Source organism: Bacillus paramycoides (genome assembly GCF_001884235.1).
Taxonomy (GTDB): Bacteria; Bacillota; Bacilli; order Bacillales; family Bacillaceae_G; genus Bacillus_A; species Bacillus_A paramycoides.
Genome location: NZ_MAOI01000124.1, coordinates 1 through 12064 on the forward strand (window position 1 = coordinate 1; position 12064 = coordinate 12064).

Genomic DNA, 12064 nt, shown 5'->3' on the forward strand with positions numbered 1-12064 from the left:
CAAATAGCGGGATAAATTTCCTTAATAAAAAAAGAAAATTACCCGCAGACGAAACATATACTGTTCAAAAGCAAAAAAGGAAGTGGTCTCATGTACTACGGAACAAAAGGCTGGTACGTAGCTGAATTAAAAAAACTAGGTATTCGTTATCATGAAGGACGAAAACTAGAAAGTTACCGCGGACACGTCTTACGCACTTTATTAACCGAACAGCAAGAGAAAATAAAAGAAAAGTAATTTACTAGTAAAATGATATCGACCGAATCACTTAATATATCAACGATTTTTCAAATATATCGATCACAACTCGAAATATATCGACTTATCGACAAATCCCATCAAACTCACCCTCTATTCTGCCAACCAATTACACATCACATACTAAGATAATGCAAACCCAAAAAGGTCACCCAATCATTAAATTTAGATAATAATTTATAGGATAGTTAGTCCATTATGAGGGCTGATTATCCTTTTTTATTTACATATTGTAGAATTCCATTTTTTTCCTTCAAATGTAACAATTTATGAGTATAAGAATATTCTCCAACTTTTAATGTAATATAAAATTAGTAAGGAGCTTATTTATGAAAAGATGTTAACTAAAAAAGAGTTAGAAGTGGTTATTTGAAGAAATCAATATTATCGTTTTTATTGGCTACATTCTGTCTAAATATTGTAGGATGTTCTAATGATATGGCTACACTAAGGGATAAGCCTAAACCTTCAACACCTGTGAAGGTTAAATGTATCAATAAAGCGTGGTACAAAAAACATATGTTATGTAATAGTTTAAAGAAACTTTAAATAGTTGATGATAAAGGGGCATCGGCTTAAAAATGGACCTAGCGTTGTAAATCCGCATTTTCCTGACTGTACCCCATGCCCATCAACTTAAAAAAACAAGTTACCCCCAAAACGATAAAAACAAACTTCGGTGCTATAAAACACAAAATTTCCATTTAGGGGGTACTTTAAAATCTTAGCTTGATGGATGTGTGGCGGGACCCCATCACAAACAAGCTAAGAAAAGCAAATACCCCAAAACAAAAAATTGTACATTTTTTTGTTTTGGGGGCGCTATAAAATTCTTATGTTGCTGTGTATGGGATAGCACTGATTAAATTTCTACGGGCAGTACTACTCCTTTATAATAAAGTTATACTAGGACACTCAACTTTATTTTCTTTTATTGATGAGAGCGCTCATTTAAAATCGCATTATATAAAAACTGTGCATACTGTTCACGTGTTACTTTCATATCTGGAGCAAATTTCCCTTCTCCAACTCCAGCTGCAATATGGTTCGATTGTACGGCACTAATCGCATCTTTTGCCCATGAATTCGTTGGAACATCGTTGAAATTATGCGGAGCCTTCACATCTAGTTTAAAAGCTTTCATCATAACTTGTGCCATTTCTGCGCGTGTTATTGTATCTTTCGGTCTAAAGTTTCCTTGATCATCACCTTTTAAAATCCCTTGCTTCGTTAAAGCTAATATTTCCTCAGGAAACATTGTTGAATTTTTATCAATATCTCCGTATGGATTTTCATATTTATCTTGTTTTTCCATATGCAAAGTACGGTAAATTAATGCTGCTACTTGTTCACGTGTTACATCGTCACCCATACCAAACATTCCATTTCCATAACCTGCAATAATTCCTTCATTCGCTAAATCATAAATCGCCTGAAATGCCCAGTGTCCTTGCGGGACATCCTTGAATATATTTTTATTTACTCCTGCATCAATTGTTAAATCTTCATGTAAAAGAGTAATAGCATCTGTTACTCCCGTCTCACTTACATTGGAGTCAACCGTTACATCTTGTCCACTTTGTTTTGGTGCGAAGACATAACCGGATGGTTTCTCTACTTGTACACGATATGTATTTTCTGCTAACCCATCAAACAAGTAGTGGCCTTCTTGATTTGTTTTTACTTCTTTTAATACGTTCCCATCTTTATCTAACAGTTGAACACGAACGCCTTCCATTCCTTTTTCACTTTGATCTTGCATACCATTTTGGTTACTATCTTCCCATACTCGACCGCCTAACTTGAGGACATTCGCTTTAACAGGTTTAGAATCAGTTGCTTCCCAAATAGGCGCAGTTAATGTTGGATAATTCAAAGCTTCTATTTTTTGTCTTGTTTCCGGCGTAGCGATAAGCCCCCATTTATCAAAGAATGGCGATAGATTTTGTTTTGCTACCTTAGATGTATTGTAAATAAAAGCTTGGATTTTCTCATCACTCGTTTTAGGAAGCTCTTCATTAGGTATGGAGCGGTACGCTTGATGTAATTTAGGGTAAAATTCCTCTCCAAAGGCTAAGTCCAGTTGCCAAAACATTGTAACTTTCACAAAGACATCATCAATTTTATTATAGTCTTTTTCCGATTGAGGCTTACTTAAATAAGTAAATGCTTTTTTATATGTTCCACCAGTTTCTAATCTCGACGGATTTCCAAAAGCACGTTGGACAGACATACTATAAATGTTTGTAGTCACTTCTCCTAATCCATCCCACATCCAAGGGATTTGTTGTCGCTGATGACCCATTTCATGCCAAGGTCCCCATCCGTCTTTTGTAAACTTCTTTATATCTAATACATTTTGAATCGCATCTCCTACATAAGCAGTTCTATTATTATATGCATACATATATAACTCAGAATGAGTATCCTCTACAAAGTGTACATAATGCTTATCTGCTTCTTCTTCAGATAAACCAGAAACTCGATCTTCAATTCTAATAGATTCATCTATTTTTTTTAAAAGTTCTACAGGATCAGTATTAGAATCTATTAAATATTTTTTCACTCTTGCAGGACTTGCGGTTATGAGTGAACGTTTCCCTTTTAGTTCTACCGCATGGGCATCAGGATATTTATTTAGCATGTCTACTAAATCTTGTTGCGTATGTTTTCCTAACTCAAACAGCGGGGTAGCTGTTCCGCCTGTTTTTATCTCCGCTTTCACTGTTCCACCTTGCACCGGATTAGAAAGATAAATCATTCCACCGTTTGGGGATTCGATTGTATTTTCCCCTGGTTTTAAAGTAAACGACTTTACTAACGAATCCTCATACCATGCACCTTCATAGGAGAATGTACCTATATAAGCTTGAATATTCTGTGTACCGTCTACTTGAATTGTTATTTTTTCATTCGGACTTGCATATAATCCGGTTGGTTCATATGGACTAAATCTAAATTGACGTCTATCCCTATCTCTGAGTTGCTCTATATTTCCCTTACCTATCACATGAAAAATACGCTCGGTGGATACTTGTTGTTCCTCTGCTGCAACTTTTGTGATTCCTGTTATTCCTCCAATAAATGGAGAAGCAAGTACATTCACAGCTATAAACGCTTTGATTGCTATCTCCTTATTTCTTTTTTTACTATTTTGTTTCATTTTACATCACACACCTTTCTATAAATTGATAAATATAACACATACCCGAAGAAAGAAATCCTCATCCTAGATCATGATAAATAATAGCTAAGAGATAAATAATTATGTAGGAAGGAAGTGGGAATGAACCCATTTTATTCTTTATTATAACTACGAATTTAACATCGGACAGGTAGTATAGCAATCAAAATTATACAATTTTAGCTATTTTTCGACATTTTTTTCAACTTACTAAAATAGTAGTCTATAGGGTAGTACCACATCGCTATCAAGCTAACATTTTGAGATGCCCTCAAAACAAAACTTTCATCTTTTCGTAGGTGTATATGAGAATTTAGTTCATTTTTTCGTTTTGGGGTAATTCTGAATTCTTAAGTTGATGGGCATGTGACTGTAACCCATAAAGGTCATAAAGAAAAGACACCCTAAGGTGCCTTCCTCCGACTTGAATCATCTTAATTTTAATAATATGTATTGGACTTCCATCCAAATAATATTTTACCACGTTAAGTTATATTGTTCATTGAGGGGTGCTGACGGCAAAAAGCGGATCTTATACGCTAAGACAGTTTTTAAAAGTGAAATCTCATCTTTGCTACTGTAAAAATACAACTAGCCCCCTGCAAGAGGTGCTAGTTGACGTAAAATTCGTTATTGGAAGTGAAAATTATTTGGTAAAGTAACTCCAATAACTTATTACTACAAGTATTAAAGATAATATTGTATAGACAATAGATCCTATTAAAATAGGATTTACACTTAATTCAAATTTTTCTTCCTCTACTTTAATACCAAATCTAGCTTGAGCTTGAAGGCGAACACTGTTGCTAGAAAATCCGCCTTTACTGCTAAAGTAATATGTAATAATAACAAAACATATTCCAGTGAAGAAAGTTAAATCAATAAAACTCCATCTTAAAATTTTAGATAATACATACACAATTCCAGCTTCAATTATTATAGTTACAAGTAATCCTAATCCTTTTTTCATGTAATCAACCCTTTTGTATTTTCTGATTATTTAGAAATCAATCGTTTGTAATCATTTTATCATGTGATAAGAAGAAAAATTGGGGGATTTTTATTGTATATTGTATTCATGTAAGGTTAACATAACGTCTCAATATATTTATTTTAAAAAAGTGCAATTAGCTATTGCACTTTTTTTGTTTGTTCTTTACAAAAAAATAGGTGTTAATTTTTTTTAAGACCTCAAACCTCTTAAACCTTTGGTATTACTGACTTTTTGTATTTGCTCTATCTCACTCTTATATATAGAGCTAAAAGTTCCGTTTGCTGTTATCGCCAAGCCGATAGACCAAAAGCAAGCAAATGGGTTCTCGGCCTGGACGAACAATTATACGAGCCGAACCGCTAGTTCATCCGAGCAAAATTCTCTTTTATACAATATTTTATATAACGCTAAGTTCTTGGGGGCTAACCCCCAAACCCCCAGCCAGCACTCTTGCCCAAAAGCAAAAAAAACAAGCCCTACATACATGTCTGGCTTGTTTTAGTAATGAATTTTAATTATTTGTTTTTAGGATTATCGATTCTTTCAGATTAGATTGTTATGATAGTTCCGTCAAACTTGGTAAGAGAGAAACCATTAAAATTCTCATTGAAGGTAGCTTTATAGTCTTGAAGAATTCCAATGGCGACTGCTTCTCCTAACTTTAGACCCTCCACTCCATCCGAGCGCCAGTGAAGACCGGCAGTATCGCGCCCATGGGTGATATTGGAGGAAAGTTTGTTTAATTCCCCTCCAATGGTTAAAGGTGCCCCTGAATATGGTAGTAATGAAAGACCATCAGAACTAGCTACAACTGGATTAGGAATTACAAATGATTCGTTAAAGAACGCCTTTAGCATAGTGACCCCAGCTCCAATAGAGCTAGCATGTCCTCCAGGATAGGCAGGATGAGTCGGACAACCTTCTGCATAAGCTATAGGCAACAGATAAGTGCCGTACTTGTCAAAAATCTTGCAAATCGCTTGTGAGTTTAATAATTCTGAGTCAATTGGATAGCTGGCGGTACCCGTCTTGGTGTTGTGGACGCGTCCTCCGAATTCTTCAGGCCGAAGTCGGCGATGAACCAAAAATTTTTGGAACCAAGCAGCTTTTAGAGCTGCTTGAGCAGCTCGAGTTACCATATCTAAAATGTGTGGGGCGCCAAAAGTAGAAAAGCCAACCTGTGTTGCCGAATTCAGATAAGGATTAGCTGAGTCTAATGCAGCTTGTCCAAAGCTGAGCAAAATTAGACAAGCATCGAGAGTACCTTGGTAGGAAAAATCTCGGTGAACCCATTCCCCTAAATCTCTACCATTTCGGATATAGCGAAGAGTTGGGTCAAATACATTTGATGTAGTCGGTTTCGATCCGTTTTGAATGTTCAACCATTTCTCATATGTGGTCATGTGATCGTCTCCAGCTGTTGTAGTACGACATTTTTGAACAATCGTTGTAGCCCCAAAAGGAATATCCTTCCAAAGAAATTGAGAAATAAAAGGTCCACAAAGGTCACCGGTTGTATTTCCACGGAAAAGAGTACCTGTAGTGACTACTCCATTGATTTTAGGTCCTCGAAATTCTGAAAATCCTGATAGTTCAGAAGCAGCCTGGAGGGTAAGTGGATTGATGTCAAATTCTGTGAAAGATACATCTCTCGTCAATGCTCTCCAATAAAGCTCAGCCATCTCACTCGCTTCCCAGGCACTACTAAAGGCTGGTGGTACAGCAATACCCAAATGATGACTATCAGGTCCTTCCAGTTCGAATGCATAGGCAGCTTGAGGATCGGTAAGCTTCACAACCCCACCAAGAGGGATATCCTCAAAATTGTCCGAGTTACCTGTCTCTAATGCATAAATTAAAGCTTTATAAGCATTGAGATTAACTTCACCGAGTTGATTGTGTAGCAAAGCTTTAGAGAAGTTACCTATTTTTTTTGGATACAAGTTTTCGTCACCATTACATACATGGTTCGGGAGAGGTTGTTTTTTTTGGAAATTCGCTGCTTTTAAACGAATTTGAAAAGCCTTATTACGACGCTTATTTGGAGTTATGGGTCCGATTTCACACGACTTTTTTGTGTTTACTTTCTGTTCCTGACTATCATTCTCTTCATTAATTTGATTATTTTTCATATATTATCACCTACTAATATGAAGTGAATTCAAGATATTAGCTAGTTCTTATAGAAATTTCCTAGCGTCCCTAAGTTCTATCAATTTTGAATTCTAATTTAGTGTATGCGCATTGATTTTACTAAGTATGGTTTCTTTTACTAATTTAATTTTTTATTTTCTATAGAGTGTTAGGTATCAGCAGTAACCAAATCCCAGAAATCCATTCATAACAAGAGTTTGCCAGTCTTCTGCTCCCTACGCTTTACGCAGGATTTTATACATCCCTGTCACAACAGCATTTGTCAGTTCAAACCGTTCTCGCAACCTGCATAAAATCCTGCACATATTTAGCGTATATTTTCGTTAAAATGTTGGTGGGACCCCATTGCTATCAAGCTAAGAAAAGCGAATACCCCCAAACGAAAAAATAAGCCGTTTTCTGTCAAAAATACACGAAATTTTCATCCTGGGGGTGTTATAAAATTTTTAAGTTGATGGGCATGTGGTGAGCCCCCTCATAGCAAAAAATACAAGAAGCTACTACCATCCATGTTCTTCTTCATATATTCGCACCAAAACCCAATAATCTATATGAAAATAAACAGATTTAATTAGCAGCTAGAGAAATGTCGAATTTATCGGAATCTTGTATTTTTTTGTTGTTTTATCTTGTTGTTAATGTTAAACTTATACTCACAAAGAAAGAGATTAAAGAGGAACCTTTACCGAATTAATTTTCTGATTTTTCTGTCTTTGTTGATTTTCCTCCACTCCGTTTGATTGGCATGTTTGTGTATTGCTTCTCTACTCTTTCTTTGTTGTACCCTTCAGAAGAAAACAATTTGTTCCTATCCAAGTTGTTTTCTTCATTAATATAAAAATAGCAAATTTGTTATTTTTATATTAATGAAGAAAATATTTTGAATTACTCACCACCTAACGGCCTAATAGGCTGTTTGAAGTGGGAGATTCCTAAGTACAGAAAACTATCGGTTTCTAATCCATTAAGCTATTCCCGTAGTTCCTACGGTTAAGAGACGACTGCACCCAATGGTTTATATTTCTTATCGCTTATTTAGATAGATACGAAACTTCTATACTTTATTTACCAACATGGGATGTACCTCGCTTTCTTGCATGATGCCTTCATTATATACGCCTACCAACATTCATTTCCCACCTGAAATTAGTGTTTCATATATTCAAATCTTCGAGGAAAGGAGCTTCTGTTGAAAAGAGATAAAAAGGAGCTAAATTTTCATACTGCTCATCTCCCATTTCCGAATAAAAAGTCTAATCACCGTATAATTTGTAGAATTCTCGTACTTTTTTCTAATACATTTAATAAGGGGGAATGTGACATGCTTTTCACAGGATTCTTCATTAATCTATCTATTTTTGCTTTCTTAGTTAGTTCAGCTATTTTTATCCAAGTATTTATAAGAAAAATGGATTCCAAATCAATCAAGTTATTTGGAGGCATATTTGCAGGTATCATAGCTGCTATTTTGATGATTTTTAATTTTAAGCACATGGGATTGTTTTATGACCTTCGAGCGGTTCCTCTTATAATGTCGTTTATTTATTTTGGTCGTAGAGCCGGCTGGATTACATTAATGTTTATTTTATTTATGCGTATCTTTTACCTTGACGGTGATTGGGTACCTGCCTTGATAGCTGCCTTAGGAATAGCTACTATATATACCATATTTCAAACATATCTCAAAAATATCCATGCTTTTAAAAGTATCTTTCTTTATCTAGCTGTTTATATAGCTATAATCCATTTGGTATTTGGATTCTTTTTTCCTTCTATACCACTTATACTTCTTGACATCCAAGGTACGTTATTTATATCGTGCGGACTCTTGATTGGTGTTTTTCTTATAGAATCCTATCAAAATTTATATAGCTTAACACAAAATTTAGCTAAAGCGAATGAAACATTACTAGAATCAAAGCAAGAATTAAAGGATACCGTACATCAACTGCAAGGAGGTATTTTCAAATTTAAAAAAGTGAATGGGAATTTTATTCATACTCTGTGTGATGGACAATTATTTTATCAACAAGGGTTTCACTCTCAGCAAGTGGTGGGTAAAAGTTTACCTACTATAGATTCTTCTATTGTTTCACTCCATTTAGTTCCTCGACTATTAAAATATTATCAGCAGGCATGGGATGGCGAGGAAGTAACTTTCGAACTACCATGGCCAAATGATGAGACTATTATACTTTTCTCTCTTAGGCCTGTTAAAAGAGAGGGAAAAGTGATTGAAGTAGTTGGTTCTACTGTTGATATAACGCAGAGAATAAATGCGGAAAATGAGTTAAAGGTAACTAAGGAACGATTAGAATCATTTATTAATCATAACGTAGATGCTATCACTATATTTGATTTAGATGGTCATATGTTGCAAGCGAATAAAGCTTATGAGAGGATATTTGGTTGGTCAGAAAAGGAATCCGTAGGAAAAAAATTACCTTGCGTACCTGAATTTTTAATAGATCAAACTTTTGAATATATAAACCACATTAAAAATACCAATATGAAAGACCCAATTATCACCTGTTTAGAAACTGTTAGACAAAAAAAAGATAAAACTCTTATTGATGTAAGCCTGACGATTTCACCTATTCTAGATTTTAGGGGTAATGTAATTGCTTTATCAGGAATTTGTAGAGACATTTCTGAAAGGAAACAAGCAGAAAGAGAACTACATCAATTACACCAGCAATTAAGTGACAGTGAAATGAAATACCGTGCACTCATCGAACAAGCAACTGATGCAGTATATGTAGTGGAGCTGAATGAGGATCAATCTCCAACTCGCTTTATCGAAGTAAATCCTGTTGCGTGTGAAAGATTTGGATATAGTAGAGAAGAGCTTCTTTCGATGGTATTTCCTAGTAACGTTCCGCCAGATTCTCCAATGGTCCAAAGAATCATAGAAAAAATTAGAGAAGGGCAAACTGCTTTCACATTACAAGATGAATTTGTTTTTCCTAAAGGAAAGACCCTGACAATTGAATTTTCTGTTCGTGTGTTTAACTTGAATGGCAAAAAAGTTTTCTTGAGTATCTCTCGAGACATCACCGAACGGCTAAAAACAGAGGAATTATTACGAAAATCGGAGAAACTTGCTGTAGTAGGTCAATTGTCCACTGCAATTGCTCATGAAATTAAAAATCCTTTAACAGCAATGAAAGGATTCATGCAATTATTAAAATCAATGGAAAATAAGAACACTGAGCATTATATAGATATAGTGTTATCAGAGATTGAACGTATAGATAGTATTACTAATGAATTTATGACATTAGCAAAACCCGAGGCATTAGAAATCAAAACTAATGACCTGAATGTATTAATGAAGCAAATTGTAATGTTGCTTGAACCTCAAGCGACAATGAATTGCATACAAATTAAAACTGAGTTTACATCTGATACTTCATTCATACTTTGTGAATGTAATCAATTAAAACAAGCTTTTATAAATATCTTAAAAAATGCAATTGAGGCAACTTCAATGGGAGGGGAAATCTTGATTCAAATCGAATATGTGCCTGATCAAAACCAAGTAAACATTCGATTTACTGATTATGGATGTGGAATTGAACAGGAACGTATACCTTACCTAGGAGAACCATTTTATAGTATCAAAGAAAATGGTATAGGTTTAGGATTAATGATCTGTTATAAAATTATTGAGAAGCACCAAGGAAAGATATTGATTGAAAGTGAAGTAGGTAAAGGAACAACAGTTAATATAAATCTTCCTATATCTACTCTCGAAAAAGAAAACTCTTATTCAACTTCTTAGATATATCCTAGAATCATGAAGTACAGTTATACAGTTTATAAAATTTCCCCCTTTAGATTTAAGTATAGGAGCAAGTATTAAATTTCTAGCTGATGGTGTATTGAATGAAAGTAAACATAAAAAAACAATTGATTTTGAAGTAAACCGAAGATTAATCATCTTAATAAGATGATTAATCTTTTTTATAAAAACTTAAGGAATCTAAAATTAAAACCCACACATTTTGATCAAACTTTTTTCAAAATGTGTGGGTTTCCTCTATTTATAAAATCAACATTTGCAGCAAGAGTTTGATCAAACTATAATTCAAACCAACATAACCAGTCTTTTTATCTCTTTCGTTGACGAGCAAATACGAATCCACCTAAAGCCACCAACAACATTCCAGCAATATATGAAATCATATCCATTGATGTTCCACCTGTTTTAGGAAGCCATACTGATTTCTCAGCATTTTCTTTAGTAGGTAGAACTTTTGACTCGCTATTTTTGTCTGTATTTGTGTTTAGATCTGTGCTTGGTTTTTTTGGATCTGTACTTGGATCTTTCGGATCTACATTGGGTTCTTTTGGACTATCCTTGACTTTTGTATTCGTAATGTCATAACCATGAACCTCAGATTTATATCCAGCTACTGGTTGTTCTTTCACTTCATACTTGTATGCTTTTCCATCTGCATCGTATGCTGCTAAATCTGTAAACGCGTATTTCCAATCACTTACTTTACTTACTTCTTGTGTTGCGATTACTTTGCCATTTTGTAGTAGATCTACTTTGATCATTTCTGGACGATCCGTTGCGTTATCATCTTTCCATGTCTTCGTTCCTTCTACCTTTGTTTGGCCTACTTTTGTATTCGTGATGTCATAACCTTTTACTTCGGATTTGTATCCGTCTACCTGTTGTTCTTTCACTTCATACTTGTACGCTGCTCCGTTCGCATCATATGCTTGGAGTTTGTCAAATGTGTACTTCCATTCTGTTGCCGCTGTTACTTCTTTTGTATCTACTACTTTACCGTTTTGTAAAAGATCTACTTTGATCATTTCTGGACGATCTGTTGCGTTATCATCTTTCCATGTCTTCGTTCCTTCTACCTTTGTTTGGCCTACTTTTGTATTTGTGATGTCAGTACCACTTACTTTGGATTCATATCCTGGTACTGGCTGTTCTTTCACTTCATACTTGTACGCTGCTCCGTTTGCATCGTATGCTTGGAGTTTTTCAAATGTGTACTTCCATTCTGTTGCTGCTGTTACTTCTTTTGTATCTACTACTTTACCATTTTGTAAAAGGTCTACTTTGATCATTGTCGGACGATCTGTTGCGTTATCGTCTTTCCATGTCTTCGTTCCTTCTACTTTTGTTTCGCCTACTTTTGTATTTGTGATGTCATAACCATTTACTTTGGATTCATACCCAGCTACCGGTTGTTCCTTCACTTCATACTTGTACGCTACTCCGTTTACATCGTATGCTTGTAGCTTTTCAAACGTATACTTCCAGCTTGTTTCTGCTGTTACTTCTTTTGTGTCTACTACTTGACCATTTTGGAGTAAGTCTACTTTAATCGAGCTTGGACGATCTGTTGCATTGTTATCGTTCCACGTTTTCGTTCCTTCTACTTTCGTTTCGCCTACTTTTGTATTTGTGATGTCAGTACCGTTTACTTTGGATTCATATCCAGCTA

General features: G+C 35.0%; 6 protein-coding genes. 2 read left to right on the forward strand and 4 right to left on the reverse strand.

Annotation, left to right across the window (positions count from 1 at the left end; translation table 11 throughout):
• Positions 1-90 precede the first annotated feature (90 nt).
• A complete protein-coding gene (locus BAU28_RS26980; RefSeq protein ID WP_071721042.1) occupies positions 91-237 on the forward strand; it encodes a YflJ family protein in 147 nt (48 codons plus the stop codon).
• A gap of 952 nt (positions 238-1189) precedes the next feature.
• Here the strand turns inward: BAU28_RS26980 and BAU28_RS26990 are convergent.
• The 3 genes from BAU28_RS26990 to BAU28_RS27000 form a co-directional block, all read right to left on the reverse strand.
• On the reverse strand, positions 1190-3421 hold the full coding sequence (locus BAU28_RS26990; RefSeq protein ID WP_071721049.1) for a M60 family metallopeptidase: 2232 nt from the start codon (positions 3419-3421) through the stop codon (positions 1190-1192).
• A 667-nt stretch (positions 3422-4088) separates the two neighbouring features.
• A complete protein-coding gene (locus BAU28_RS26995; protein ID WP_071721051.1) occupies positions 4089-4412 on the reverse strand; it encodes a hypothetical protein in 324 nt (107 codons plus the stop codon).
• A 572-nt stretch (positions 4413-4984) separates the two neighbouring features.
• The gene (locus BAU28_RS27000; RefSeq protein WP_071721053.1) at positions 4985-6568 is read right to left on the reverse strand and encodes a vanadium-dependent haloperoxidase; all 1584 of its coding nucleotides are present in this window, start codon (positions 6566-6568) and stop codon (positions 4985-4987) included.
• A 1343-nt stretch (positions 6569-7911) separates the two neighbouring features.
• On the opposite strand from BAU28_RS27000, the gene BAU28_RS27005 reads away from it, so the two are divergent.
• Positions 7912-10374: a PAS domain S-box protein gene (locus BAU28_RS27005; RefSeq protein WP_071721055.1), complete on the forward strand. Its 2463-nt coding sequence runs from the start codon at positions 7912-7914 to the stop codon at positions 10372-10374.
• Positions 10375-10703: 329 nt separating this feature from the next.
• Here the strand turns inward: BAU28_RS27005 and BAU28_RS27010 are convergent.
• A partial coding sequence (locus tag BAU28_RS27010; protein WP_071721057.1) for a Cna B-type domain-containing protein occupies positions 10704-12064 on the reverse strand: 1361 nt, incomplete at its 5' end.